This is a genomic window from Nocardia sp. NPDC051756 (genome assembly GCF_040681495.1).
GTDB lineage: Bacteria > Actinomycetota > Actinomycetes > Mycobacteriales > Mycobacteriaceae > Nocardia.
In genome coordinates this window covers 767,775-793,851 of the sequence record NZ_JBFAYV010000006.1, presented here as the reverse complement: position 1 = coordinate 793,851, position 26,077 = coordinate 767,775, and the positions used below count along the sequence as shown (strand labels likewise).

General features: G+C 66.7%; 26 protein-coding genes and 1 riboswitch. Of the genes, 6 read left to right on the top strand and 20 right to left on the bottom strand.

What is annotated here, in order from left to right:
- Positions 1 to 53: 53 nt before the first annotated feature.
- Complete coding sequence (locus tag AB0M22_RS29790) at positions 54 to 2,159, top strand: AAA family ATPase (RefSeq protein WP_364733772.1); 2,106 nt, start codon at positions 54 to 56, stop codon at positions 2,157 to 2,159.
- Between the two features lie 54 nt (positions 2,160 to 2,213).
- On the opposite strand, the gene AB0M22_RS29785 is transcribed toward AB0M22_RS29790, so the two are convergent.
- From AB0M22_RS29785 to AB0M22_RS29755, 7 genes are all read right to left on the bottom strand, one after another.
- A complete protein-coding gene (locus tag AB0M22_RS29785; RefSeq protein WP_364733771.1) occupies positions 2,214 to 2,612 on the bottom strand; it encodes a hypothetical protein in 399 nt (132 codons plus the stop codon).
- Between the two features lie 517 nt (positions 2,613 to 3,129).
- A complete protein-coding gene (locus tag AB0M22_RS29780; protein WP_364733770.1) occupies positions 3,130 to 3,534 on the bottom strand; it encodes a hypothetical protein in 405 nt (134 codons plus the stop codon).
- A gap of 120 nt (positions 3,535 to 3,654) precedes the next feature.
- Positions 3,655 to 5,001: a nitrate/sulfonate/bicarbonate ABC transporter ATP-binding protein gene (locus AB0M22_RS29775; protein WP_364733768.1), complete on the bottom strand. Its 1,347-nt coding sequence runs from the start codon at positions 4,999 to 5,001 to the stop codon at positions 3,655 to 3,657.
- A 40-nt stretch (positions 5,002 to 5,041) separates the two neighbouring features.
- Positions 5,042 to 6,778, bottom strand: coding sequence for an ABC transporter permease subunit (locus AB0M22_RS29770; RefSeq protein WP_364733766.1), 1,737 nt, complete (start codon positions 6,776 to 6,778; stop codon positions 5,042 to 5,044).
- Positions 6,775 to 7,491 carry an MgtC/SapB family protein gene (locus AB0M22_RS29765; protein ID WP_364733763.1) on the bottom strand — a complete coding sequence of 239 codons (717 nt, stop codon included), beginning with the start codon at positions 7,489 to 7,491 and terminating at the stop codon, positions 6,775 to 6,777. The genes AB0M22_RS29770 and AB0M22_RS29765 overlap by 4 nt, the downstream gene beginning before the upstream one ends.
- A 240-nt stretch (positions 7,492 to 7,731) precedes the next feature.
- Positions 7,732 to 7,902: riboswitch (M-box (ykoK) riboswitch) on the bottom strand.
- Positions 7,903 to 8,008: 106 nt separating this feature from the next.
- Positions 8,009 to 8,638, bottom strand: a complete 630-nt coding sequence (locus AB0M22_RS29760; RefSeq protein ID WP_364733761.1) for a TetR/AcrR family transcriptional regulator — start codon at positions 8,636 to 8,638, stop codon at positions 8,009 to 8,011.
- A gap of 94 nt (positions 8,639 to 8,732) precedes the next feature.
- Positions 8,733 to 9,338, bottom strand: a complete 606-nt coding sequence (locus tag AB0M22_RS29755; protein WP_364733758.1) for a TetR/AcrR family transcriptional regulator — start codon at positions 9,336 to 9,338, stop codon at positions 8,733 to 8,735.
- 108 nt (positions 9,339 to 9,446) lie between these two features.
- Here AB0M22_RS29755 and AB0M22_RS29750 point away from each other — a divergent pair, with 108 nt between their 5' ends.
- Complete coding sequence (locus AB0M22_RS29750; protein WP_364733755.1) at positions 9,447 to 10,622, top strand: serine hydrolase; 1,176 nt, start codon at positions 9,447 to 9,449, stop codon at positions 10,620 to 10,622.
- A 54-nt stretch (positions 10,623 to 10,676) separates the two neighbouring features.
- Here the strand turns inward: AB0M22_RS29750 and AB0M22_RS29745 are convergent, their stop codons facing one another.
- From AB0M22_RS29745 to AB0M22_RS29725, 5 genes are all read right to left on the bottom strand, one after another.
- The gene (locus AB0M22_RS29745) at positions 10,677 to 11,084 is read right to left on the bottom strand and encodes a hypothetical protein (RefSeq protein ID WP_364733753.1); all 408 of its coding nucleotides are present in this window, start codon (positions 11,082 to 11,084) and stop codon (positions 10,677 to 10,679) included.
- Positions 11,085 to 11,193: 109 nt separating this feature from the next.
- Positions 11,194 to 12,519, bottom strand: coding sequence for a pyridoxal-phosphate dependent enzyme (locus tag AB0M22_RS29740; RefSeq protein ID WP_364733750.1), 1,326 nt, complete (start codon positions 12,517 to 12,519; stop codon positions 11,194 to 11,196).
- Complete coding sequence (locus AB0M22_RS29735) at positions 12,519 to 13,994, bottom strand: decarboxylase (protein WP_364733748.1); 1,476 nt, start codon at positions 13,992 to 13,994, stop codon at positions 12,519 to 12,521. Before AB0M22_RS29735 ends, AB0M22_RS29740 begins: the two co-directional genes overlap by 1 nt.
- Positions 13,991 to 15,280, bottom strand: a complete 1,290-nt coding sequence (locus tag AB0M22_RS29730) for a heavy-metal-associated domain-containing protein (protein WP_364733745.1) — start codon at positions 15,278 to 15,280, stop codon at positions 13,991 to 13,993. The genes AB0M22_RS29735 and AB0M22_RS29730 overlap by 4 nt, the downstream gene beginning before the upstream one ends.
- A complete protein-coding gene (locus AB0M22_RS29725) occupies positions 15,277 to 16,563 on the bottom strand; it encodes an aminotransferase class V-fold PLP-dependent enzyme (protein ID WP_364733742.1) in 1,287 nt (428 codons plus the stop codon). Before AB0M22_RS29725 ends, AB0M22_RS29730 begins: the two co-directional genes overlap by 4 nt.
- A gap of 123 nt (positions 16,564 to 16,686) precedes the next feature.
- Between AB0M22_RS29725 and AB0M22_RS29720 the strand changes: the two genes are divergently transcribed.
- Positions 16,687 to 17,109, top strand: a complete 423-nt coding sequence (locus AB0M22_RS29720) for a pyridoxamine 5'-phosphate oxidase family protein (protein ID WP_364733740.1) — start codon at positions 16,687 to 16,689, stop codon at positions 17,107 to 17,109.
- A gap of 22 nt (positions 17,110 to 17,131) precedes the next feature.
- On the opposite strand, the gene AB0M22_RS29715 is transcribed toward AB0M22_RS29720, so the two are convergent.
- The 4 genes from AB0M22_RS29715 to AB0M22_RS29700 all read right to left on the bottom strand — a co-directional run bounded on the left by AB0M22_RS29715 (position 17,132) and on the right by AB0M22_RS29700 (position 20,399).
- Positions 17,132 to 17,566, bottom strand: coding sequence for a CBS domain-containing protein (locus tag AB0M22_RS29715; protein WP_150401599.1), 435 nt, complete (start codon positions 17,564 to 17,566; stop codon positions 17,132 to 17,134).
- A gap of 89 nt (positions 17,567 to 17,655) precedes the next feature.
- Positions 17,656 to 18,918, bottom strand: coding sequence for a helix-turn-helix domain-containing protein (locus tag AB0M22_RS29710; RefSeq protein ID WP_364733737.1), 1,263 nt, complete (start codon positions 18,916 to 18,918; stop codon positions 17,656 to 17,658).
- 239 nt (positions 18,919 to 19,157) lie between these two features.
- Positions 19,158 to 19,388, bottom strand: a complete 231-nt coding sequence (locus tag AB0M22_RS29705; RefSeq protein WP_150401597.1) for a hypothetical protein — start codon at positions 19,386 to 19,388, stop codon at positions 19,158 to 19,160.
- Positions 19,389 to 19,598: 210 nt separating this feature from the next.
- Positions 19,599 to 20,399 (bottom strand): SAM-dependent methyltransferase, encoded by an 801-nt coding sequence (locus AB0M22_RS29700; protein ID WP_364733735.1) that lies wholly within the window; start codon positions 20,397 to 20,399, stop codon positions 19,599 to 19,601.
- A 322-nt stretch (positions 20,400 to 20,721) separates the two neighbouring features.
- Here AB0M22_RS29700 and AB0M22_RS29695 point away from each other — a divergent pair, with 322 nt between their 5' ends.
- A complete protein-coding gene (locus AB0M22_RS29695) occupies positions 20,722 to 20,943 on the top strand; it encodes a DUF397 domain-containing protein (protein ID WP_364733732.1) in 222 nt (73 codons plus the stop codon).
- Between the two features lie 89 nt (positions 20,944 to 21,032).
- Positions 21,033 to 21,926: a helix-turn-helix transcriptional regulator gene (locus AB0M22_RS29690; RefSeq protein WP_364733730.1), complete on the top strand. Its 894-nt coding sequence runs from the start codon at positions 21,033 to 21,035 to the stop codon at positions 21,924 to 21,926.
- Positions 21,927 to 22,659: 733 nt separating this feature from the next.
- On the opposite strand, the gene AB0M22_RS29685 is transcribed toward AB0M22_RS29690, so the two are convergent.
- The 4 genes from AB0M22_RS29685 to AB0M22_RS29670 all read right to left on the bottom strand — a co-directional run bounded on the left by AB0M22_RS29685 (position 22,660) and on the right by AB0M22_RS29670 (position 24,734).
- On the bottom strand, positions 22,660 to 23,028 hold the full coding sequence (locus AB0M22_RS29685) for a hypothetical protein (RefSeq protein ID WP_364733728.1): 369 nt from the start codon (positions 23,026 to 23,028) through the stop codon (positions 22,660 to 22,662).
- Positions 23,029 to 23,183: 155 nt separating this feature from the next.
- Entirely contained in the window at positions 23,184 to 23,462 is a 279-nt protein-coding gene (locus tag AB0M22_RS29680) for a putative quinol monooxygenase (RefSeq protein WP_364733726.1), read from the bottom strand.
- A gap of 51 nt (positions 23,463 to 23,513) precedes the next feature.
- A complete protein-coding gene (locus AB0M22_RS29675) occupies positions 23,514 to 24,209 on the bottom strand; it encodes an SDR family oxidoreductase (RefSeq protein WP_364733724.1) in 696 nt (231 codons plus the stop codon).
- Between the two features lie 36 nt (positions 24,210 to 24,245).
- Positions 24,246 to 24,734, bottom strand: coding sequence for a DUF2599 domain-containing protein (locus AB0M22_RS29670; RefSeq protein WP_364733721.1), 489 nt, complete (start codon positions 24,732 to 24,734; stop codon positions 24,246 to 24,248).
- Positions 24,735 to 24,943: 209 nt separating this feature from the next.
- Here AB0M22_RS29670 and AB0M22_RS29665 point away from each other — a divergent pair, with 209 nt between their 5' ends.
- Positions 24,944 to 26,071 (top strand): lipase family protein, encoded by a 1,128-nt coding sequence (locus AB0M22_RS29665; RefSeq protein ID WP_364733719.1) that lies wholly within the window; start codon positions 24,944 to 24,946, stop codon positions 26,069 to 26,071.
- The last annotated feature ends 6 nt before the right edge of the window (positions 26,072 to 26,077 follow it).

The following is a 26,077-nucleotide window of genomic DNA, read 5'->3' as shown; positions in this document are numbered from 1 at the left end:
GGCAGACGCCCTTCGGGCCTGATCGAGAACCCGGGCACGGGTATGTTGCTGGCATGGGAGGACGGCTGGCGCTGGTAGTGGGGTCGGAGTGTGCGGCCCTGGGGGAGTTGGGGTTCGCGGGCTCGCTGGCCACCGAGTTGCATGGGCGGTTGCGAGATGTGGGGGAGTGGAGGGCTGCTACCGCCACGGCGGGGGCGGTGCTGAATCCGACTGCGGCGCAGCTGGTCAGCGTTATCGACGAGGCGTTCGCGACGGCTTCGGCGCAGCAGGCGACGCTCTTGATCGCGTTCGTGGGGCACGGGGCGGCGATCGGCGACGGGGACTTCTTTTTGCTGGCGCATGATTCGCCGGCGGTGCCCAACTCGCAGAACGCTTTTCACTTGGCGCAGGGGATTCGGGAGCGGATCGGGACGGCGGCGCTCGATGGGTTGATTGTGCTGATCGACGCCTGTGAGACGGGTCAGGGGGTGCAGGGGGCGGCCCGGCGGTGGGCGGATCTGCTCGCTCAGTCGTATGGGCGGATGGAGATGCTCGTTGCCGCGGACGAGGACGCGGCGTTCGGGGGGTGTTTTACGCGGACACTGCTCGAGACGTTCGCGAGTGGGCTGCCGTTGCGCGGGGAGAATCTGCTGCCCGGGGATCTGATCGCACCGATAGCGCACACGTGCCGGTACCAATTCCCGCAGCATCTGTCGTTCACGGCAGGCGTGCTCTCGGTCGCGCCCGGCAGCGATCCCGGACTCTGGTTGGTCCCGAACAACGCCCGCCGTCGCGACGCGCTGACCGGGCGTCCGGCAGCGGGTCTGGTGGATCAGCTCACGCGGAAGCTGCTGCTCACCGACACCATCCGGGAACGCCTGACCGAGATCGTCGAGTCGGGCGGGCACCGGCTTCGCGCTGTCGTCGGCCCGGCGGGTTCGGGGAAATCGACGTTGATGGCGTTGCTGATTCGCCCGAGCTTGTCCGACGGGGTGCCGATCTCGCCCGAATATGTCACGGCGGCAATCTTTCTCACGGCGCACAGTTCCGTCGAGGCGGTCGCCGCCGAGCTGGCGGCGCAGCTGAACGACCGGCTGCCCGGCTTCGGCGAGGCGCGGTCCGCGGCCCGGGATTTCGCCGATGCCGCGTCGGCGGAATCGGCTGCCTTCGATGTCGAGGTCTGTCGTCCCCTGGCGAACGTGCGCAGACCGGGAACCCGGGTCACTATCCTGATCGACGGTCTCGATCAGCCCGAGGAGGGCAGCAGGCGGCAACTGATCGCCGCGGTCGGTGTCCTGACCTGCCGCCACGACCTCGGCCACGTGCGGGTCATCGCCGGGATCCGCGAGGGAACCGGCGTTGAGCTCGATCCCGTACTCGGGCACATGCACCGCATCGCGCTCGCCGCGCCGACCGGTGCCGAGTTCGCGGCCATCGTCCAGGCCAGCCGGGTGCGGCCGCCGTTCGGTTCCGCGTCCTGGGACGGCGACGCGGTGACATTGGGGCCGAACAATCGACCGGACCTCGGCACCGACGCGGGCGGCTGGCTGCTGGCCCGGCTGCTCGTCGAGAGCGAGGCGGCCCTCGCCGGCTCGGCCGAGCTGGTCGAAACGGAGCTCAACGCCCTTGTCGCTCGCCGTGTCCAGCACGCGCTGGCGACGCCTATCGCCGAGGTCGCGAGCGCGATCGGCCCGCTGCTCGCCGTGCTCGTCGCGGCCGGGGCCGGGCCGGTGCTGCCCATCGAGCTGCTCGACAGCGCGCTGTCGTCGTTTCAGCAGAACCTGAGTCCACCGCGAATTCGCGACATCGCGGTAAGCCTGGGCGCGCTGATCACCCGCAGCCGACCCGGCACCGCGCAGGAATCACTGGGCGTCGCCCACGTGGCGCTGCTCGCGCCACTGACCGCAGAGCTCGACCGGTCCGGCGTGCGCATGGCGGACGCACACCGCGCGATCATCGCTGCCACGACCAACAGCACCAGCGCCGAGGCCGCCGAATACGCGCGCGGATCCCTCGCCCACCATTATCTCGGATGCGGCGACACCGAGCGCGCACTCGCCCATACCCGAGGTCGCTCGACAACCGCCTCCCCACCTCCGACCCACCCTTCCCCACCCGACACCACCTCGCGGTATGTCGAGCTGAGACAAGCGATTCGGCGCGCGCTGAGGCGGGATTGACGGTCGTAACTGGCAAACCCACCACGTTCCCCGTAGGAGACGGGACGAAATGGCCTACCAGCCCGCGAGATTGGCGATGACGGCGTACGCCATGAACCCGACGAACACGGCGAATATGGACGCGACGATGTAGAACCAGAGCATCCCCGGCGATTTCTGTGGCCGTGGGTCGAGTGCGCCGGGCAGCATCGCGACGATCGGCGACCGGTAGTAGGTGCGGGTGTTGTGGTCGTGCGGCACGGGGAGAAAAGCATCGGTGAAGCCGAAGTCGTCGCTCAACCGCTGAAGCCCGATGAACTTGGCCCAGCGCAACCCTGCGGTGCACACACGCACGCGGTAGATGCCCGGCGCGAGCGGGATGAACGTGTCACCCCATCCGGCATCGGGCACCTCTTGTCCATTGACGAAGATCCGCGGTGCAGCGAACGCCAGCAGATCCACCGGCAGATACATCCGAAAATGGGACGCGGTAACCGTAATTCCAGTCGGCCCAGGCTCCGGCATATACCTGGGCATAGGTGACCGCGGATCGCGCCCACCCCACGGTATACAGAAGTCCGCAGGCAACTCGACTCTGCCGTACGGCGGCAGATCAACCGTCTGAAACGGGTTGGCCAGCAACACATCCGACGGAATCAACCCCGCCCGACCCGACGAATCAGCCCACGGACCCGCCTGTGGCGGGTACCCCTGAGGAGAATACGGCTGCGGCGAATACTGACGACCATCAGGCCCCTGCGCCCCAGGCCGCCCCCCGAAAGGATTACTCACCCGTCTATCCCCCTCGTACGTAACAGTTTTCGCCAGTGGCAGTCGAGCACTCTACCTAAGGCGGCGCGTGCCGATTCGCGGCTGGTCATCCTTCGCTAGACCCAGATTTGTCCATCACTCATCCGACGCACCAACCTGCGGATCGGTTCCATCGGGTTCTGGTTTCGTGAGCCTTCCTCTGGAGAAGTCGATCAGTCGGCTAGGCGGGTGAAGTCAGGTCGTGGGTGAGGCGGGTTGCGCCGACGATCATGTAGCTGCCGGTGAATGTGGTTGCGGCGAGGGCGGTTGAGCGGGGGATGTCGGCTCGGAGTAGGTGGGCGGTGCCGTGGATGGTGTCGATGATGTCGACCATCAGGCCGAGGCGTTGCCAGCGGGGGCGTTCGGGGATCGGGGCGGTTAGGTAGCCGAGGCCTAGGGCGATTGCTCGGGAGCCGAAGATGCGGGTCATGTAGGTGAGTTCGGGGGTGGGTTGGGCGCCGCATGCGGTGATCAGGGTGCGCGGTGCGGCGATTGCTGCGGCGCCCAAGGCGATTCGGCCGATCGCCAGGCCGCGCAGTGCGCCGGCGAGTAGGGGACGGGGTGGTGGTGCGATGGTTGTAGTCATGGGTACGAGAGTCCCCGGAAGGCGGCGCGGGGTCGATTACCTCCGAGGTAATCAATGTCGTGCCTAGGTCTTCGACGAGGTGACGTCGGCACCGCCTGATCTCTTTGAGCTGCGGGGGTACTAGGCCGTCCACTTCCCTCGAACACCGTCGAAGACCCGGGCCGCCGGATCCGCGGTGATCTTGTCGGAATCGGTGTCGTAGTCGTACAACTCGGCGTAGCGGCCCCAGTCGATGGCGATATCCAGTTGGCGCCGAGCGTCTTCCGGGCCGAACCCGCGGCGCAGGAGGTCGAGGAAGAAGCCGGCGCGCAGGCTGCCGTCGGAGCTGCCGGTGAGGCCTTTGCAGATGGTGCGGACCAGGGGTGCGCGGTGGCGGGCTTGTTCGGCGAAGATGCGCTTGCTCTCCTGGATGTCGGCGGTGGTGAAGCGGATGCCGATCTCGGTGAGCAGGACGTCGCCGTCCTCGACGGTGATGAAGCCGAGCATTTCGGCGGCGTCGACGAGGGGGAGCAGGTCGTCGATCTCGAAGTTGAGTTCGTCGGCGATGTCGGGGAGGTCGGCGCGGCCGTCGGTGGCGTAGACGAGTTCGACGAGACCGGCCAGGCCGCCGACGGAGGCGTCGGGCAGCGGCTGAGCGGTGGGCGTCGCCTTGTCCGGTTCGGTGACTACGGGTTCGTCGTCGCGTCCGGTGAGCAGGCCGTAGATCTGATCGACCATGGCCTCGAACCACGGTGCGCGCCGGTCGCGCGGACGTGGTTGCGAGACATGGATTTCGGCGATGATGCGACCCGGATTCGAACCGAGCACGAGCACCCGGTCGGCCAACTGCACGGCCTCCTCGATGTTGTGCGTGACCACGCAGATCGCCTTGGTGGGGAAACCATCGGTGGCCCAAAGGTTTACGAGTTCGGTGCGCAGGTTCTCCGCGGTGAGCACGTCGAGCGCGGAGAACGGTTCGTCCATCAGCAACAGGTCCGGCTCCAGCACCAGGGCGCGCGCGAAACCGACCCGCTGGCGCATGCCGCCGGAAAGCTCCTTGGGATAGGCGGATTCGAATCCGTCCAGGCCGATCATGTCGATGGCGGCCAGCGCGCGCTGCTTCCGCTCGGCGGGCGGCACATTGCGCGCGGCGAGTCCGAGCTCGACATTGTCCTGCACGGTCAGCCACGGCATCAGCGCGAATGACTGGAATACCAGCGCGGCACCGGGATTGCTGCCGTTGAGCGGGGTGCCGCGATAGGTCACCTCGCCGTCGGACGGCGCGATGAGCCCGGCGATGATGCGCAGCAGGGTGGACTTGCCGGAGCCGGAACGGCCGAGCAGCGCGACGATCTCGCCGCTACGCAGCTGTAGGTCGATGCCGTCGAGCACCCGCAACTCGTCGCCGGCCGCGCCGGTGAATCGCTTGCCGACTCCCGAGATATCCAGCAGCACATCGCGGTTGGCCTCGGTGATGGTCACGGTCATGATCGGTCTCCCGTCGAACGAGTGGAGAAGGAGCGGGCGTTCACAGCGAGTACCGCCGTTCGGCCAGTGCGTAGAGCCGCCGCCAGAACAGCCGGTTGATGCCGACCACATAGATGCTCATGACCAGCACGCCGATCAGGATCCGTGGTGAGTCACCGACTTTGGTCGCCTCGTGGATATAAGAGCCGAGCCCCGCCGCCACCAGCGTGGTCGACCCGTAGTCGACCACCTCGGAGACGATGGACGCGTTCCACGCCCCACCGGCGGCGGTGATCCCGCCGGTCACATAGCTGGGGAAGATGGCGGGCAGGATCAGGCTGCGCCACCACAGTTTTCGCGGCAGTTGCAGGTTGGCGGCGGCCTCGCGCAGATCGGTGGGCACCGCGCTTGCCCCGGCGATGACGTTGAACAGGATGTACCACTGCGCGCCGAGCGCCATCAGGATGGTGCCCGCCCAGTTCAAACTGGCTCCGCTCCACACCAAGACGGCGGTGATGAACGGGAACAGGAAGTTCGCCGGGAAGCTGGCCAGCACCTGCACCACCGGCTGCGCGAGCCGGGACACCTTGGGGTTCAACCCGATCCACACGCCGATCGGCACCCACACGAGGGTGGCGAACACCAGCAGCACCACGACCCGCAACAGGGTCAGGAATCCGAGCCCGAACGCGTGCCCGACCTCACCGAAGCCAGCCGTGGATTCGATGTAACCGACCACCCGATACGCGCCGTAGGCGACCGCCGCCGCGACGACCGCGGCGAACACCAGATCACCCGCACGACGCCGAACCGGCGAGGCATGCAGCGGGTACTCCGCCAGCCCGAACACGGACATCAGCCGATCCAGCGGCGACACCAGCGGACCGAACACCTTGCCCAGCAACAGCGGAATGTGCGAGCGCCGCAACAGATTCAGCATCACACTGCGCGGCGCGTCGGCCGCCCCGGTGTCCTCCACCCGGAACCGCTCCGTCCACGCGGTGAGCGGGCGCCAGAACAGAAAGTTCACCCCGACGACCATCACGATCATCACGCCGATCGCGATGAACACCTTGCCGAGATCGCCGTCCCCGGTGGCCGTCGCGACGTAGGATCCGATGCCCGGCAACGCGTATTCGTGATTGTTCACGCTGATCGCCTCGGACGCGACCAGGAAGAACCACCCGCCGCCGAAGCTCATCATCCCGTTCCAGACCAGCGGGATCATGCCGCTCGGCGCATCCACGCGCCAAAACCGTTGCCAGCGTGACAGTCTCAGGTTGCGCGCCGCCTCGTCCAGCTCGCGCGGCTGCGCGGCCAGGCTGTGGTAGAACGCGAACGCCATGTTCCACGCCTGCGAGGTGAAAATCGCGAAGATGGAAGCACTTTCGAGCCCCAGCTGCGAACCGGGGAACAGCGCGATGAACCCGGCGACGGTGATCGACAGGAACCCGAGGATCGGCACCGACTGCAAGATGTCGAGCAGCGGCAGCAGCACGGTGCGGGCCCGCCGCAGCCGCGCCGCCGCGGTCGCGTAGACGAAGGTGAACAGGATCGACAAGCCGAGCGCCGCGAACATCCGCAGCAGCGACCGGGCCGCGTAGTAGGGCAGCTGCCCGGGATCGGTTGACACCGTGGCCGGCGCGCTGGCCTGGTCGAACGGCACGTTCGCGCTCGCCGAGACGCGCACGACCAGCCAGATCAGCACCGCCGCGCCGACGAACACCACCACATCGGCGAACCGATTACGCGGCCGATCCAGCGCACTGCCGACCGGGTAGGAACGAAGCAGTGTCATGCCTGCGGGCCTTTCACATCCGAGGTGGCGATGTGCCAACCGACGCTGGTCACCGACGGCTCCAGGCTGAGCCTGCTCACCGCCGACTCCATCTGGCGATCGTCGCGCTGGTCGCCGAACAGTTCGGCGCGCACCTCGACCCGGCCCGGCGTGCCGGTGTTCGCGCTGGAGATCGAGATCAGCTGAAAGTCGGTGCGGGTCAACGCTTGTACGAGCAGGGCGCGCACGTGCGCCTCGTTGTCGTCGTTGGTCACGGCGGCGAACGCGTAGGACGCGGGCTGCTCGTGACCGGCTTCGGGCTGTTTGTCCACGGCCCGCCCGGCGGCGCGCAGCGCGACATTGACGCCGACCACCGCGACCGTGCCCGCCGCCGCGGTGCTGTACATCCCGGCCCCGGCCAGCGCGCCGACCGCCGCCGCGCACCACAGGGTGGCCGCGGTGTTGAGGCCGCGCACGTTCAGTCCGTCGCGGATGATCACGCCCGCGCCGAGGAAGCCGATGCCGGAGACGATCTGCGCCGCGACCCGGGTCGGGTCGGCGTCACCGCCGGAGAAACCGTGGGCCGACAGCAGCACGAACAGTGTGGCGCCGGCGGCGACCAGCGCGTTGGTGCGCAGGCCCGCCATCCGGGCCCGGTATTGCCGCTCGAAGCCGATGGCCGCGCCGAAGCCGACCCCGGCGAGCAGCCGCAGGATCATTTCCACTGTTGTCATGACCGCACTCCCTGAACAATCGTCAGCGCACCGTCGAGAACAGCAGGTTACGGGGCTTTTCCCGAAATGAAATCGGCTGTTGAGGTGTCACCGGGTGAATACTTGGCAAACTGGGGATACGGATAATTACCGCCGGGCATCCGGCTCACCTCCTTCGTCCATCAGCGCACGGCAAATACCGCACGGTACGTACTTGATCGTTGCAGAGCGCAGCAGTGGAATCCGACAAAAACGCCGGTGAGCACTTCTCCTCGTAAGACCTTTGGCACTTCACGGCGTAAACCCGGGGGGCCGGGAGCCAATCGGGATCACCCCTTAATCCGGGGAGATCTGTCCTGACCCGGGGCGTCTCTCGACGTTCGGGGTCGCTGGCCTGTTTCCGTGAAGGAGCCTCAGCGAACGATTGGCACCTTGCGCTGGTCAGTAAACACCCGAACGGAAGCATTGGCAACCCGGATGTGATCGCGATCGCATCCCGCGCCGAATTCCGTTGTGCGCGAGCCTTGCTCGCGGCGGGTCAGGATTTGTACAGCGAGCGATACGCGGTGATGACCGCGACGCAGTGGTCGGTGATCTCGTCGCGGGTGGCGCGCAGCGAGCCGTTGAGCCAGGCGGAGAACATGCCCGCGTTGCCGCTGGCCATGGTGACCGCGGCCAGCCTGCGTTTGACCGGATCGTCGATGTGGGAGAACAGGTGGTCCTGCATGAGCCGGGTGAACACCGGCATCACCGAGATGGTGGTCTGGCCGAGGCCGGTGCTGGAGTACGGCTCGACCAGGAACAGCCGGGATTTGCGCGGGTCGTCGAGCACCTTGTCCACCAGGATCCGGGCCAGTTCACGGTCGCGGGTCGGCTCGTCGGTCGCGGCGAACGCGGTCATCGGTTGCAGGAACTCCTCGGCCACCTGCCGGTAGAGCACATCCAGCAGCTCGTCGCGGCTGGTGAAGCTCTCGTAGAAGTAGCGGTCGGTGAGGTTGGCCCGGCGGCAGACCGCGCGCATGGTCACCCCGCTGGCGCCCGCCTCGCCGATCAGATCCAGCGCGGCCTCGAGTAGCGCGGTGCGGCGCGCCTCCCGGCGTTCGGTGAGGGTCGTGCCGCCCCAGATCCGTGGGCCCGCGTCGTCGTCTGATTCCTGGCCTGATTGCACCGCACCAGACTAGTGCCTGGTCGGCCGCGAGCCGGCCGACCCGCACCGGATGGCCGGACCTGTCTGAGCGGCAACGGCTTCGGGGACAGTCGATCTAGGCCGGCTTCCCGAACGTCGCGAGTAGCGCGACGGTGTGCTCGAAGGCGCGATCCGCCCGCGCGCGATCGCCCGTCGTGACCAGATCGAGTTGCAGTCCGCGGACCTGCGCCAACAGCAGCGTCGCCAGCTCCGGCGCCTGACTCGGCGGGCATCCGTAGCGGATCAGGTGGTCCGCGGTGGAACTCAGCCAGTCATCGATGATCGACGGTGCGAGCCGACCCGAACCGTCCGGGTCGCGCGCGGCGCGGGCGACTACCTCGAACAGCAGCACGAACTGCCGTTGCTCCCGCGGCTCGCACAGATACCGCCATACGGCGGTGGCGTATTCCGATATCGAGGTGGCACAGCGGGTTTCGGCGCTGCCGTCGAGTTGTGCGAGGAAGTCGGTGTGGATTCTGTCCACCACTTGCCGCAACAACTCTTCCTTCGAGGAGAAGTGCCGCAGCAGGGTCGCGTGGGTGACGCCGATGCCCTGCGCGATGGTCCGCAGGGACACGTCACTGATCCCGTGCTCGAGCGTGTATTCGGTCGCCGCCGCCAACAGCTCGGGTTGCCGGTGCTGGTGACGCAGGGTCCGTCCGTCCACGCGTGCTGAGTTCACCACCGGATTCTAACGCTCTCACCAGGCTAATTTATCCGAACCAAGTGGTTGTGATAACCAGGTGGTACTGATATTTTTGCGGAATCGCATGAGCACGGAGGCCCCTGAATGACCGAACCCATCGCCGCCCCGACCGACCCCGCCACCTTCCTGGCGGACATGGGCTTGTTCCGCGGCGCTGCCCAGCACGAGAACTTCTGCCGGATGGCGCGCACACTGCCGTCGAGCGAGCTGGCCCCGTCGGCGCGGCCGTATCAGTGGCCGATCGGCGAGCCACTGGAACTGCCGGACCACCACGAATTCGGTGGTCGGCCGAGATCGTCGGAAGACTTCTTTCGCGAAACCGATACCGCGGCACTGCTGGTCCTGCATGCGGGAAGGATTCGACACGAACGGTACGCACTGACCGGTGGGCAAGCGGTGCAGTGGATTTCGATGTCGGTGGCCAAGAGCTTCATCTCGGCGCTGGTCGGTATCGCCGTCGCCGAAGGTCACATACGCGGCATCGAGGAGCCGATCAGCGCCTATGTCCCGGTCGAGCGCGGGTCGGCCTATGACGGGGTCTCGATCAAGCATGTGCTGCAGATGTCGTCCGGGGCGCGGTGGAACGAGGATTACAGCGATCCGGCCTCGGACGTGGCTCGGCTGAACGCGGCGAGCGCCGGTTACGGCACCTACGACGAGTTGGTCGCGACGATGACCCGAGCGGCCGAGCCGGGCCGGGTGTGCCGGTACAGCTCGGCGGACACGCAGGCGCTCGGGTCACTACTGGTGCATGCGACCGGGCGCTCGATCACCGAGTACATGCGGGAAAAGCTTTGTGAGCCATTGGGTTCGACGTCTCCGGGGTACTGGCTGCTGGACGGCGCCGGCCGGGAGGCCGCGTTCGGCGGGCTCAACCTCACCGCGCGCGATTTCGCCAAGCTCGGGGAGCTCTATCGCAACGACGGTCGCTGGCAGGGCGAGCAGATCGTCCCGCAGGCGTGGGTTCGGGATTCGGTGCGCGCGGACGCCGCGCATCTGGCGCCAGGCCGTCCGATCGTCGGCACGCATCCCATCGACTTCGGGTACGGCTACCAGTGGTGGCTGCCGGCAAGTACCCGGGGCGAGTTCTGTGCCATCGGCGTATACAACCAGTTCGTGTATGTCGACCCGACCGCCGAAGTGGTGATCGTCAAGCTGTCCGCCAATCGCGCCTACGGGACCATCGCCGACGAGAGCGTGAATCGGGAGATCGAGACGATGGCGTTTTTCCGCGCTATCGTCGCCGCCGTGCACCGCTGACCCACCGTAAGCCGCACGGATCGGTGACCCGTGCGGCGCGCGGTGGGAACTCGCTCAGGGCAGGACCAGGCAAACCGGTCCGAGGCTGACCCCGTTGCCGACGGTCGCCGTGGTCGAGACGAATGCGCCGCCGTTCTGCACGGCGTAAACGGTGTGGTTGCCGGGGACTATGGGCGTCCACTTCGCGGTGACCGTGCCGGAGGACGGGACGGTGATCCAGCCGCCGGGATCGAAAACGCCGGTGGCGTCGAAGAAGCCGACCACATCACCGGGGGCGGCGGTGGCCGTCGCGATGTAGGAGCAGGACGTGCCGAACGCGGTGGAGCTGCCGAAGCTGAGGCCTGGCGCCACTCCGACGGCGGTGACCGCGGCCGGCGCGGCGGGTGCGGTGAGCACCAGCGCCCCGGTGAGGGCACCGAAGGAGGTCAGTGCGGCAGCGACGGATTTCTTCGACCGGTACATGATGAATCATCTCTCTCGGGCGTGGACAGCGCTGGGTTGCGCGCGTGCTGAGTAGTCTCCGCGCGACGTGAAAGTGACACGCGCGGAATTGGCGGATGGCCCGCGCGCGTCACCCGCCACTTTCCAGCGGCAGCCCGGCATCCCGCCAGGCAACGATGCCGCCGTCCAGGCTGCTCGCGTCGTAACCGGCCTGCTTGGCCCGGGTGGCGAAGCGCAGCGACAGCTCGCCCACCGGGCAGACGAACACCAGCGGTCGCGAGCGCGGGAACGGGACACCGTGCGCGAACATGTCGTCGAGCTGGTCGTCGCGGATATTGAGCGCGCCGGGCACGTGCCCGATCCGGTAGGCCATCGAGCCGCGGGTGTCCACGATGGTCGGCTTGCCGGTTCGGTCCAGCTCGGCCAGCTCGGCGGGCGAAAGGGTCGGCGTCCCAGCCTGTTCCGTGGCGGTGGGCGGCGGCCGGTGCGCGGCGCGATCGAACAGTTCCGGCCTGCGCTTCTTGATGTAGGACAGGTACGGTTCGAGCCGGTCGCAGACGATGAACACGGCGACGATCGGCCCGTCGGTCCGCGCCGGGATATTCGCCGCCGCAAGGGTTTCCAATGCCGCGGCATAACTGGCACCGCTGGTCGGTCCGGCCAGAATGCCGTAACCGGTTGCGAGACGCAGTGTCGCGTCCACCGCGTTGCCTGCCTCGACGGTCACGATGTCGTCGTAGAAGTCGGGTTGGAACAGGCCGACATCCCACATCTCGCTTTCCGAGCGGATCCCGGGAATGAAGTCGGCGCGGTCGGAAACCACGGCGACGGTGCGCAATTCGGGATTGTGCTTGCGCAGGTAGGTGGCGGTGCCCCTGGTCGAGCCCGTGGTGCCGAGACCGCCGATCAGGTAGTCCACCCGGTTGATGCCGTCGGCGGCCAGGTCCTCGTGGATCTCCCGGCCGGTGCCGTGGTGGTGCGCCTCGATGTTCTTCTCGTTGGTGTACTGCGACGGGTGATAGTAGGTGTCCGGCTGCTGCGCCATGGTCGCCTCGATCACCGAGTACACGTCGTTCGGCGTGGTCGGATCGGGGCATTCGGACAGGCCGGGTAGCTCGACGATCTCGGTGCCCAGCAGCTGCAACAGCTCACGCACCTCGGCGACCTTGATCCGGTTGGTCACCGCGCGCAAGCCGACACCGTGCATCGCGCCGAGAATCCGCAACGCCTTCGCGGTATTGCCGCTCGACGCCTCGATGAACGTCTGCCCGCCGGCCACCATGGCGTCGAGCTCGTCGCGGATCATGCCCCACGCCACCCGGTCCTTGACCGAGCCGAACGGGTTGCAGGACTCCAGCTTCGCGTACAACTCGACATCGGCCAGACCGTGCACCGCCGGGTCGAGCCGCAGCAGGGGAGTGTTGCCGATCAGTTCGGTGATGTGGTCGTAGCGCATCAGGACGCCTCGGTGGGTATGCGCGGCGAACGTCGCGCTGCGGGGTGGTGCTCGATCGGCGGGTCCGGTGCGTAGTCGGCGTCCGGGCACACCTGGAAGTCGTTGCCGCGCTGCGTGACCGCGAGCTTGATCGGCGGCGGCCGCATGGAGGCCGTCGCCGCGGACAGATCCATGTGGTAGGCGCCGGTATTCGGGAACACCACCAGATCGCCGGGGCTCGGCCGATTCGACAGCCACACTTTGTGATTGGTGATCAGATCACGCTCCAGGCAGAGCTGACCGGCGAAATACACACCGACCGGGCCGGTTTCGGTGGCTGCCTGCCGCGGCAGGATGATCGGATCGACCATCACCTCCTGATCGGCCGGTGTCACCGAGTCCCGGCTCAGATCGAGGTTGACCAGCACGGTGCCGTCGGCGATCTCCTTGACGAATTCGACCATGGCCACCGTCACCCCCGCGTGATCCACCAGCGCCTTACCCGGTTCCAGCCACAGGTCGAGCAGATTGTCCGAGATCACCTCGGCGATCGTGCGTCCGCCGTGCCGGTCCAGCGGCGCGGTGAACAGGTCCTCGAGCATCCTGGTCGGCGGAATCGTGTTGGCGTATTTATGAAATACCGGAATGCCGTGCACCGCGCCGCCGGCCACGTGATAGCCGAAGGTGTTGCTGCCCCAGCTCATCCGCTCGCCGCGGCCGAGCAGCGATTCACGCAGCGCGTGCACGTAGTCGTCGAACCGATCGGCGTCGGCGGTGAAGACCTGTCGATAGCCGCCGCCGATATTCAGCACCGACGGCGTCAGCCCGTAGCCGTACGCCCGCTCGACCAGCGCCAGGCACGCGTCGATCGCGCGGACCCGTTCACCCGTGTCACCGGAGTCCAGATGAAACGCGAACCCGAGGAACGTGATTCGGTCGCGATGCGCCGCCAGCAACTCGAAGGCACGAACGACGTGACCGAGCGGTACCCCGAATCGGCTCACCTGTGCCTCATCGAAGCCCGAAATACGCAGTAGCACCGGCACTTCGGTGCGATCGCCGGCCAACTCCGGTATCCGCGCCAACTCCCACAGATTGTCCGCATTGATCGTGATGCCGCGTTCGATCAGATCCCGCAGGAACGCATCACCTTTCGGCCCGGTCACCTCGATCCGCTCGGTCCCGAACCCGGCGGCAACCGCGCTGGCCACCTCCTGCGGCGAGGCGGCATCGACGGCGATCCCCGCCCGCGCGGCCGTCCGGACGAACGCACGGGACTGATTCGCCTTGTGCGCGTAGCAGACTCGGTACCGCGACAACAGCCGATCGAGCACCGACCGGAATTGCGCAAGGTTCTCCGCATATACCTGCGGAAACACCAGGTGCACCGGCGAACCGAACCGATGCAGCGCCTCCGCCACGGCGCCCGGGGTATCGAGGAAGGCGCGTACCAGCGGATCGATCTTCGCGGGTAGCGCCGGTGCCGGTGCCGTCATACCGCGGTTTCCGACGGCTGGGCGGCCGGCGCCCCTTCCGTGGCGATCTCCGGCCGTTCGGCGACCGGGTTGTAACCACCGTCCCGGATCGCCTCGAAGGCCCTGGCCCGGTTGCGCGGGCTGCGGAACTCGGCGACCACCCGCTTGCTGATCAGATCGATCTCGAGCACCCGGATGTCCATCGACTCCAGCACCCCGCCGATCGTCCGGACACAGTGCTTGCAGGTCATATCCGGGACATAGAACACCTGATCCTCGGCGGTGGCCGCCCGATCGGCGGTCTCGCCGTCCAGCTCGGCACTCACCTCGACGAGGTCGCAGCGCCCGGCGACCTGGGCGAACACTGCGACGAACTGATCGACCACGATCGGCAGGATGCTGTAGTGACCGCCGCCGAGATGATGCGGCATCGCGGCCAGGCAGGCCGGCCTGGTTCCGGCCGGCAGCAGCGCGTACTGGCGGGAGATGAGGTCGAGGTCGTCGTGATATTTGGCGAGGGCCTCCGGAATACTGAGCCCCTCGACATGCGTCGCCCGCCGCATCACCGTGTGCGCGTCGGCGATCGTGGAGTCTTTCATCGCGCGCAGCATCGCCACGGTCTCGGCGGAGTAGCGCACCGTGCCGTCGGGCTGGGCGATCAGCGTCACCGGAATCATCCCGCGCCGGTAGGTCGAGGCCTGCAACTCCCAATACCAGCGGGTGGCGACCGCGGAGAAGAGGCCGGATTCGTGCATGCCCAAGGCGAATTCGGCCGCGCCGCGGTACGGCGTCTGCCGGGCCAGCAGCGCATGCTGGGCCAGCGCCCGCCCGGCGGCCTCGATCCCGACCCGGAAGATGTCCAGCGGCTCGTGATCGGTGGTGGTGCCGTCCAGCATCGCGTGCTCGCGCGGACCCAGCGCGGAAATGCGTTCGGCGAACGCGGTATTCGCGCTCAGCGCGTGCCACAGCGCCAGCACGGTCTCGCGCATGGCGATCGGGATCAGCGGGCCGAGGCCGTCGGCGCGATAGTGGCCGGTGTTGGGGATGCCGTCGCTGTCGGTCCAGGTTATCCGGTGGGTGGCGCTGGTGACCTGGTAGGGCCGGCACGGCCGCATGAACCGCTCGAGGTACAGCCGCTGCGAGTAGGTGAGGTGACTGTTCGGCTCGGTATGCAGTGCGGTGCAGGTGAATTCGAACCTGCGCCGGTCGGGGACGGGCACCGGCGCCGCGAACAGACCCGGCTGCGCCAGCCCGGCGAGCACCCGGGACGCGGCCCGCCGGTCGTAGCGCGGGGTGTCCATGGTCATCTGACCTCCTCGGCAATCGTCGTGACGCACTGGGTGAATCGGTCGATCTCGTCGGCGGTGTTGTAGATGTGCGTGCTGACCCGCACCGAATCGTCGGCGTCGGCGAGCCGCTCGTCGACCGCGCTGTCCTTGATCGCGACGGTGCAGTGCAGGCCGGTGCGGACCAGGAAACCTAACTCGCTCAACACGAATCCGAGGTCGGTCGCGGAGATGCCGTCGAGGGTGAACGAGGTGATGCCGTAGCCGACCGCGCTCGGCGCGTGCGCGGGCCCGGGCAGGAAGTCGAGGCCGCGGATGGGGCGCAGGCCGTCGATGAGGCGCAGGGTCAGCTCGCGATTGTGTTCCTCGATGGCGCCGATATCGAAGGACTCCAGCACTTCCAGCGCGCTGCCGAGCGCGAGAATGCCCGGAATGTTGTGCGTGCCGCCCTCCAGGAGCGCGGGCATCGCCGCCGGAATCAGTCCAGCCTCGCTCACCAGCACCCCCGAGTTGCCGCCGGGCAGGAATGGCATCAGACTAGCGTGGACTCGCCTGTGGCAGTACAGGATTCCGGTTCCCGGCGCGCCGAACATCTTGTGCGCGGCGAAGATCGCGAAATCCGCGCCGAGTTCGGTGACGTCCACCGGCACGTGCCCGCCGCTCTGGCTACAGTCGAAGCACAGCAGAATCGCGGGATCGAGCAGGCCGCGCAGCGGCGCGAGGGTGGTCAGGCCGCCGTAGACGTGGTGCAGATGGCTGGTGGTGATCAACCGGGTGCGCGGGGTGACCTTGGCGAGGATGTCGGCGGTGTCCGCCTCGCCGTCGTCGGTCACTCGGTAGGGGACCAGCTCGATCCGGCGCCCGAACCGGGCCAGTAGGCCGCGTAGGTGATACCAGGGATGCACATTGGATGCGTGATCGGCTGGGCTGTACAGGATTTCGTCGCCATCCTCCAACGCGGCCAGACCCCAGGACAACGTGACGGCATTGAGCGCCGCGGTGGCACCCCCGGTGAAGACCACCTCGTCCGGATACTGCGCGCCGATGAACCCCGCGGTGCGATCGCGGATCCGGCTCAGCCGGGTGGTCAGGCTGGTCGCCCAGGGATAGGTGCCGCGTCCGGCGTTGGCGGTTCGTGAGCTGTGATAACGATGAATGGTCTCGATGACCGGCAGCGGCTTCTGCGTGGTCGCGGCGCTGTCGAGGTAGATCTCGGTGGATTCGGCCAGTGCGGGGAAGAGCTTCCGAATGTCTGCCGGGGCCTGCGTGCGCGCGAAATGCGGCCTCGAGGCATGGGATCGCAACGTGACGCTCCCTCCGCAAAACCCGTTCACAAGGTGCGTTGGACGCCACCCACGATACGCACTTTTACCGGCCACTTCGAAGGTTATCGAGGGCAACGGCTTTCACCCACTAGGGTGGAGGCCATGGCATTGACCTTGAAAGAGCGTCAAGAGTTCCTCGCGCAGCCGCACGTCGCGGCGTTGTCCGTGGCCGGCGGCGCCGGCCGGGGCCCGCTATCGGTGCCGATCTGGTACCAGTACGAACCCGGATCCGAGCCGTGGTTGATGACCGGGGCCGACTCCCGCAAACTCCAGCTGATCAAGGAGTCCGGGCGTTTCACCCTGATGGTGCAGCGCAGCGAACCGACCACTCGATATGTCTCAGTCGAGGGCTCGGTGTCGAAGATCGTTCCGCTGACCGATGAACTGCACGTGGAAATGGTCGAGCGCTACCTGAGCGGCGACGCCGTCGACAATTACCTGAAGCAGGCGGCCGGCTTCGGCGATCAGGTCGTGGTGTACCAGCGACCCGAGCACTGGCTCTCGGCCGACCTCGGCAGCGCCTAGCGGCCATCGCGGGCCGCCGGGCTCAGTACTTGCCCTGTAGGTACTCGACCAGGTGCTGACGCTCGGTGGCCAGCTCGGAGATCGCGCTCTTCACCACATCGCCGATGCTGACGATGCCGATCAACCGGCCCTGATCTACGACGGGCAGGTGCCGAATCCGATGCTCGGTCATAGTGTTTCGTAGTCCGTCGACCCGGTCGTCGGGCGCGCAGGTGCGCACGTCGGTGGTCATGATCTCCGAAACCGGGGTGTCGAGCAGCTCCGCTCCGCGCGCGTGCAGGTTGCGCACCACGTCGCGTTCGGAGATTATCCCGACTATCCCTTCCCCGTCACGTGACACGACAACCGCGCCGATATTGTGTTCGGCCAGTGTGGCCAACAAGCTTCGAATTGTCGTGTCGGGTGCGATCGTGGCGACGTCGCTACCTTTTCTGCGCAATATCTCGGCTATTCGCATACTTTCACCATCCAGTGTCCGCGGCAGTTTCAGGATCCCAAGGTTGTGTCCTGGTGACCAGCACGAATCCGTTACAGGTCACGCGACGGTCACAACCGGCGGGTGACGCTGTTGTCCAGATCGCGCGCGAGCAGGGCGATGGCGGCCTGCGAAATCCCCGCCGAGGTGGCGAGGTCGATGGTGGTGAGCTGGGCGATGCGGCGCAGCCGGTAGTCGACCGTATTCGGGTGAACGTACAGCTGACGCGCGGTGAGCTGGCGGTTCATGTCGTTGCCGAGGTAGGCGCGCATGGTCTCGAACAGTTCGGCGTGCGCCTCGAGCGGATCGAGGATGGTGGCGATCCGCCGGGTGGCCGGGCCGCCGCGGGTCAGTTGATACTCCACGGCCAAATCGGCCATTTCATAGAGGCCAGGGGGCTTGCCACCGACGCGCACCAGATTGAGCAATTCGTGTGCCTGGTCGGCGGATTCGGGCACCTCGTCGGTGTCGCTGGCGACCACCGTTGCGGTGAGCGGGACCTCCGCGGCCTCGGCCAGTTGCGCCAAGGTCTCGGCGGTCATGGCGGCTTCCCCGTGGTCGCCGACCGGGATGAGCATGGTGCCGCCCTTGGTACTGAGCAGCGCCAGCGCGCGGGAGGCGAACACGGTGGCGAGCGCGGATTGCAGCCGGCGTAGCTTGCGCCGGGCCGCGACGTTCGCGTCGACCCGGGCATCGCGTTCGTCCGGATGTTCCGAAAGGGACAGGGCGACTACCTGATACGCGTCGGCGATCGGGATGCCGGCCTGCCGGGCGAGCGCGGAACTGCCGCGGCCGCTCAGCAGCGCCGAGGCGAGGGTTTGGGCGGCGGTCTGGTGTTCCTTGGCGACGAGATGCTGCTCGTCGACGTAGGCATCGGCCACGGCCGCGGTGACGGCCTCCAGGAGTTCGAGCATGAGATCGGTGGCGACCAGCAGTTGGTCCACGTCCCCGGCCCTGGCGGGCGCGGTGACCAGGCCGAACGCGATGCGCACGCCTTCGTGGTAACCGCGCAGAATTGTGCTGAGCGGCACGCCTTCTCGGGCCCACTGGGCGGCGGCCTCGCGGACCTCGCCGAATTGTTCCTCGCCGGGAACGGTGCGCCGGTCGAACATTTCGGCGACCAAACCCAGGCAGCTGCGGGTGAGTTTGGTGACGTCCCCGCGCAATTGTTCGCCGGGCAGGGTGCGGCACGGTGCCATGCAGGTGGCGAAATAACCCACCATCCGGGAGGCCACCCGGTCGGTGTTCTGCAACGGCACCGAAGCCGGCTGGCCACCGATTTCGAGTGCCGTGTCGGACGAATCAGCGGGAAGATGCAGCGCGGAGAAGGTCATTCGGGTCGCTCCATTGCCACGTCGGGCGTAATAGAACTGTGCCCGAATCGTTCGGCTCACTATACGAAAGGGTTCTGCGCCGGGGGAGTTATCGGCGAGATCCATTGGGAGCCTACGGCATTATCGGGTGACCCATTCGTGACATCGCACTGTGCCGGGACGGCGCCGTACATCCGCGTTATGCTGCATGGAATGTTCGGTGGATGCGAACATCGATGCGTGCCAAAGGATTCGAGCGACTACTCGTCGTCGAGACCGGCGGAGAGGTAGGCGGCGGCGGCCAGCCACTGCCTGCACTGGGGGCCATGGACCTCGTGGGCGGACAAGATGTCGCGCGCCTGCCGATAGGTGAGGCCGGGTGGTTCGACACCGCAGTCGGATACCGGAACCGGAGCGGGACATTGCCGCAAAGTCTCGACGCCGGTGCCGATGACGGCAACCCGGCGGGGAGTCCGGAATGGCTGGCTCATTCGACCGCCCCTCGCGTGTGGCGTGTGGGGAGTTGCTGTGTAGGCGCCGCCGGCTCGAATCTCCCTGCGTACCTCCCCGATATGGGACTGAGTCTAGGCCGCTGTCGCTTACAGATGCAAGTACATTTGCACTCACGGCGCGGATGAACCGGGGTCGAAATCGAGCGAAACAGCGGTCGTCACCGACCGCCGTCGGACTCCACGCACGGGCTACGGCTTACGAGCTACTCCGCAGTAGGCAGAGATCGGCCTGGTCAGAGCCTTCTCGTCGGATTCGCTGCGCCACTGCGTAAGTGAAACGAACCCTGGCGCAACGAGTTCCAGCTCGTCGAAGACGCCGCGGATCTCGTCCTTGGGGCGCGGGACATACGGCGCGCCGCCGGTGCCGGAGTAGTTCTCGCAGAGCTTCACATACTCCGGGCTGTCGTCGGTGCCGTCCCACAGGGCGAGGTAGCTGCCGGATGGCACGGCGGCCATGATCGTTCGCACGACACGCAGCAGGTCCGCATAGGACGCGGCGTGTCCGAGCACCCCCATGAACATCACGCCGATCGGCCGGTCGAAGTTCAAAACGTTCTGCGCGTCGGCGACGATGAGGTCGGGATCGTTGTAGTCGGCCTCTATATAGGTGGTCACGCCTTCGCGAGAGGTGTTGGTCAACAGGGCCCTTGACTGAACGAGCACCATCGGGTCGTGGTCGACGTAGACGATCTTCGACTCCGGCGCGATCGCCTGGGCGACCTCGTGGGTGTTCTGCATGGTCGGCAGGCCGGTGCCGATGTCGAGGAACTGGCGCAGGCCGGCCTCGCCGGTGAGGTAACGGACGGCCCGGATCAGGAACTGCCGCGACTGCCCGGCCATGGTGACGATCTCGGGGTCGATCTCGATGCCGGCGTCACCCGCGATCCGGTCGATCTCGTAGTAATCGTTACCTCCCATCCAGTAGTTCCAGATGCGCGCCGAGTGTGGGATGTCGGTCCGGATCACTGGCCTGTTGTCCTCTTCTGGCATGCGTGAGGCTCCTCTGGAACGCCGATGCGGGCCTGCTTCGGCGGTGCGCATCGGGGGTTGTCGCGAATGACTGATTCATCCGATCTGCTTTGGGACAGTACAAGATTCAACGCTCCAGGATGCTCCTGATCGCCAGCTGACCAGTCGGTTCGTTGGCTGAAACGTCGGCGGCTCAGATCTCCGACCGAGTGGTCCGAATTAGTAGGCGCGCAGTGGCGAACTTCGTGCTATCGTCCAAACTGTTGGTGCAAATGCAAGAACGTTTGAGCGTGCATCTGCACGAACTGATTGGCCAAACTGGCACAACCGAGGAGTGGGGAACATGTCGGAAACATCCACCAACAAGGTCACTGGCTCATGGCGCAAGAGCACGTACAGCAATCCGAGTGGGAACTGCGTCGAGGTCGCCGAGGCGACCAACGGCCAGGTCGCCATGCGGAACTCCCGCGATCCCGAAGGCGGGACGCTCTTCTACACCCGGCCGGAAATCGATGCGTTCGTGCGCGGCGCGAAGGCCGGGGAGTTCGACTATCTGACGAGTTGAGCGGTAACATTAGCGATCGGTGCGGTGTGTTTCGCGACAGGTGGTTGTGACACACTGTGGGCAACCCCCGAGTATCGGAGACGAACTCAATGATCGCTGAACCGGACGACGATGGTCAGGTGCATCCCGTTGTCGCAGAACGTGGTCCGACAGTGCTGCGTATCGCACTGGGCGGCCAGTTACGCAGGCTGCGCGAGGCAAAAGGAATCACCCGCGAGGCGGCGGGCGACGCCATTCGTGGTTCGCACGCCAAGATCAGTCGTCTCGAGTTGGGCCGCACCGGTTTCAAGGAACGCGATATCCGGGACTTGCTGTCGCTATACGGAGTCAACGACGCCGAAGAGCGGGAGCGGTTCCTCGATCTGGCCAGGCAGGCAAACGAACCCGGGTGGTGGCATCGCTACAGCGATCTGCTGCCACAGTGGTTCGGCACCTACCTAGGTCTCGAACAGGCAGCGAGCAAGATCCGCACCTACGAGGCGCATCTTGTTCCCGGACTGCTGCAAACACCCGAATATGCCAGGGCGGTAGTGGCTCTGGGGTATGAGGATGCCGACACCGATCGGCGGGTCCAGGTACGACAGCGCAGGCAAGAAATCCTGCATCGATCGGATCCGCCGGTTGTGTGGGCCGTGATCGATGAGGCCGCGCTGCATCGGCCGGTCGGCGGGCCCCGGGTGCACCGCGAGCAGATGGAGCACCTGATCAAGCTCGGCGAAATGCCGAACGTCACCGTTCAGGTGTTGCCGTACTCGGCGGGTGAACATGCCGCCGCGGGCAGCTCGTTCAGCATCCTCCGGTTCGCCGAGTCCGAACTGCCGGACATCGTGTACCTCGAACATCTCACCAGTGCACTGTATTTGGATCGGCGGCAAGACCTCGCGCTGTACCTGTCGGTGATGGATCGACTGAGCGTGCAGGCCGAGCGGCCGGAGAAGTCGATAGAGATCCTCGGGAAGTACGCCGAGGGCTACGGTTACTGATCGCCCGCGAGGTGATCATGTGGGAATCCGGCACTACGCATACACCAGAACATCACGTGTCACGAAGTCGGCCGTGGTGCTCTGGAGCGAGTGCTGTTCGGCGCCGGGCGGCTCGATGGAGTCCGGTCTCTGTGCGTGAATCTGCGCGGCAATCCTGCCCGCCGGGTATGTCACGTGACGGCAAGTGGGCTGGACGATTCTATGCGGGGTCGGCTATCGGGAATGCGTCCCCGCCTCCGCTGCCGGCACTGCTCGTCGAGTGGATCAGCGCGTGTGGCGCAGGGCAATTCGGCGGGGGAGACCGACGTGATGCCGCACCATTGACACGGAGCGATCTACGGCCGACGGCGTGGGTCAATTCGGCGCGGACGCAGTGGAATTCAGTGGCGGTGCAAGGCGACTCGGCACGCGCACAAGAGGATTCGGCACCGGTGCAGTCCGGCTCGACGCACGCACGGTGCAATTCTCCAGCAGCGCGGGGTGATTCGACCCGCGCGCGACGCAACTCGACGCCGACGCGGCCTGATTCGCTGCGGGCGCAGTGCAATTCAACCCGGGGACATCACCAGGTAGCACGTGCGCCGACGGGCAGCTCGATCCGGTTCGGTGCCTCAGTGCCTTGTGCCGCAAACCCTGCGCCAGAGGGTAGATCATCGCCAGTGGAGCTAGTTGGTTCAGCGCTTGCGGCACAAGGCAATTCGGCCTTCATCGGACATCGGGATGCCCGGAAGTCTCACTGCCTGATGAAGCTGGAGGCTATCCGCCAGAACGTCGACGGCTGCATGGTATGGAAGTCCCAGTCGTCGACCACATCGTGCGCCGTGGTAACGATCCGATCGATATCGAAATCGTGCCGGGTGGCCGCACCCTTGGACTCGACGGCATCGATGACGAACGCGACGGCGGTTTCCCGCGAGTACGCGGTGTTCCTTTGGCCGCTACGGGCCGACGGTGTGCTCATTTTTGTACCGTTCGCTGGTTTGTCGACCAGTGTGGCGGCGGCTATTCCGAGCCGTGCGCCGGAAAGTGGTTGGTTCATTCGAACGCCCCTGACGTTTGGCGGCGGCGGACCCACGGCGACTTCGGCCTTCGGCTCGACCATCCGGCCTCCCCTGGTTGTCCCCTGTAAAGCGTTGCGCGACTGAGTTTAGGTCGCTGTGCCTTTCAGATGCAAGTACATCTGCACGATCGATTTGCAAGCGCACGTGCGGGATTCGGCGTCTGTATGTTTGCTGACACCGTGTACCAATAAGGCGCTCAGTTCACAAAAAGAACGTCTGTGCTGTAGTGAATCTGGGTACCCGGTTCGACATATCGGTCGGCGGCCGCCCGCATCGCCAGGAAATGGTCGGTGAACCGATGCGCCTCGGCCGCCTCATCATCGGTATATAGCTGGTAGAGGAAGAATCGATGCGGGTCGAGGCGATCGGCGCAGACATCGAAACGCAGGCAACCCGGTTCGTCCCGCAGTGAGGACACGGCGCTGCGCGAGATGGCGTCGAGGAAGTCGGCGCGCGATCCCTCCCGGATCTTCATGGATACGATGCGGCTGAACAAGGTTGCTCACTCCTAACGAGAAGGTGAACGTCAATCGGCAAGGGGGGCGGCATCATCCGAAGTTGCCCGGTCGGCAAGTGTCGCGACGGCCCGGTCGATCGACGTGTCGCCGGCGATGAGTTCGAGTGTCGTGCCCGCGGTGTGGGTCGCGGGCAGTAGTTCGGCGAGCACGGCGGCGACATCGGCCCTGGCGATATCGCCACGTCCGACCGGCGGCACGGCCAGCGTGACCAGGCCGGTGCCCGCGGAATCGACCAAACGGCCGGGGCGCAGGATCGTCCACGCCAGGGCGCGCTTGCGCAGATCGTCTTCGGCCTGCGTCTTGGCATCGATATAGGCGGCCCAGATGTCGTCGCTCCCGGGTGCGGGAGGTTGACCGGCGCCCATCGTGGAGATCTGCACGAAACGCCGTACGCTCGCCCGTTCGGCGGTGTCGGCCAACCGGACGGAGCCGTCCCGGTCGACAGTGTACTTCCGTTCGGCACTACTGCCCGGTCCCGCCCCCGCCGCGAAAACCACTGCGTCCGAACCGGCTACGGCGGCGAGCAGGTCGTCCGCGCCGGCCTGTTCCAGGTCGAGCACCGCGGGCTCGGCGCCGACCGCGGTGATATCGGCGGCGTGGTCCGGGTTGCGGATGAGCGACACCACCTGGTCGCCGCGCCGGGTGAGCGCCTCGGCGAGCAGCAGAGCGATCTTGCCGTGTCCGCCTGCGATGACAATGCGCATGGGGGTCGGTCCTTTCGATCGGGGGTGGGCCGGGATTCAGCGTTCGGGGCCACCCGGGTTGCAGCGCGCGTCGACGGTGGCCTGGTAGCCGACCGCGGGGCGCCAGGGTTCCAGATTCCAACTCGGCTTGTCCGGTTCTACCAGCCGGGCCCACACCCAGTGGCAGATGAACTGATCACGCATGCCGGGCGTGTTCGCGTCGGGTGCTTGTCCGAGTACCTCTTGCCAGGCGCGGTCGTCGGTGCCGGGGGAGGTGGTGCGGCGGCCGGCGGTGGTGGGATAGACGAGTAGCCGGGTGCCGTCGACGGCCTCGGTCCAGTCGGTGTGATCGATGAGCGGCAGTCCCGCATAGGGATCGACGGTGGGGGTGGTGGCCGGTTTCGGGGTGGTTGGCGGCGGCGCCGCGGAAACCGTTGTCGTGACCGGGGATACGGCGGCGGAATCATTGGACGCGCAGCCCGCCGCCATCGGCAGCAGTGCCGCGCACAGCAGTACGAGCAGGAACGGCCGGTTCTGATGCCGCACTCCGGCTCCTTTCACGTCGTGCACGGGCCGTGGCTGACCCGGCCCTGCCCTTCGAGCCTAGCGACCGGCCGGTACCTTCGACAGTTCCCTAGCCCGGCAGCGCGCCTGGACAACTCCCGGCGACGTGCGGGCAAACGGTGCGCAGCCCCCGCATAGGCCACTGATTGTGGTGGCTTGCCACGCGGTGTCGCGGTGGGGATAGTCGTTCGATGATGTGTACACGGATCATGGCGGGGGCGGCTGGGGTCGTGATCTCGGTGGGAGTCGCGTTGGCGCCGCAGGCGATGGCGAGCGCGGGCGAGGCGCCGGGGACGGTGACCGATCAGGTGGAACTGACCGGGCGATTCCGGGTCGACGGCGCGGAGACCGCGGAGCGGCTGACCTATTGGTCGCGCGGTCCGCGCGGGCCGATGCAGAGCACCGGCGTCGTCTACGTGCCGCCGGGGCCGCCGCCGCCGGGCGGTTGGCCGATCGTCGCCTACGCGCACGGCACCACCGGCATCGCCGATCAATGCGCGTTCACCTTGGAACCCCGCGTCTACTACCTGGATTCGCTGTACCCGGAGCTGTTGCGCGCCGGGTACGCGGTGGTGATCTCGGACTATGTCGGGCTCGGCACGCCGGGCACGCATCCTTATCTCGACGGACCCTCGCAGGCCCGAAGCGTGATCGATGGCGTCCGTGCGGCACGGGCGGTGGCACCGGCGCTGGGCACCAAGTGGGCGGTGCTCGGCCAGTCGCAAGGCGCGCAAGCGGCCCTGTTCACCGCGTCCCTCGGTCCCGCCGACGCGCCGGAACTCCAGTTGCGCGGCGCGGCCGCCACCGGTCCGCCGTCGAACCTCGAGCTGCTGATTCCGCTTGCCGGACCGTGGATTCCGCGTCTGCCACTGGAGAAAACTCCCGCCTACGTCGCCATGCTGCTGGCCGGACTGCGGGCCAGCGCACCGGAACTCGACGTGGACAGCTACCTGACCCCGACCGGTCAGGAGGCGCTGCGGGTAGTGGAGACGGAGTGCATCACCGAGGCCAATGCCCGCCTGGCCGACGTGCCGATCGGCGAGATGCTGGCCAAGCCGCTGGATGATCCGGCGCTGTGGGCGGCGGCCCGGGCGATGATGCGCATCCCGACCGACGGCTACACGATTCCGTTGTTCGTCGGTCAGGGGCTGACGGATATGGAAGTGCCGCCGCCGTTGACGGCGAAACTGCTGGCCGAGCTGACCCTGTCGGGCACCGATCTCGAAACCCACCTCTATCCGGGCGATCACCTCGGTGCGGCGCGGGCGGCGCTGCCGGATGCCGTGGCCTTCCTGCATCGAGTCCTGGGGCCCGCCTAGGCGATT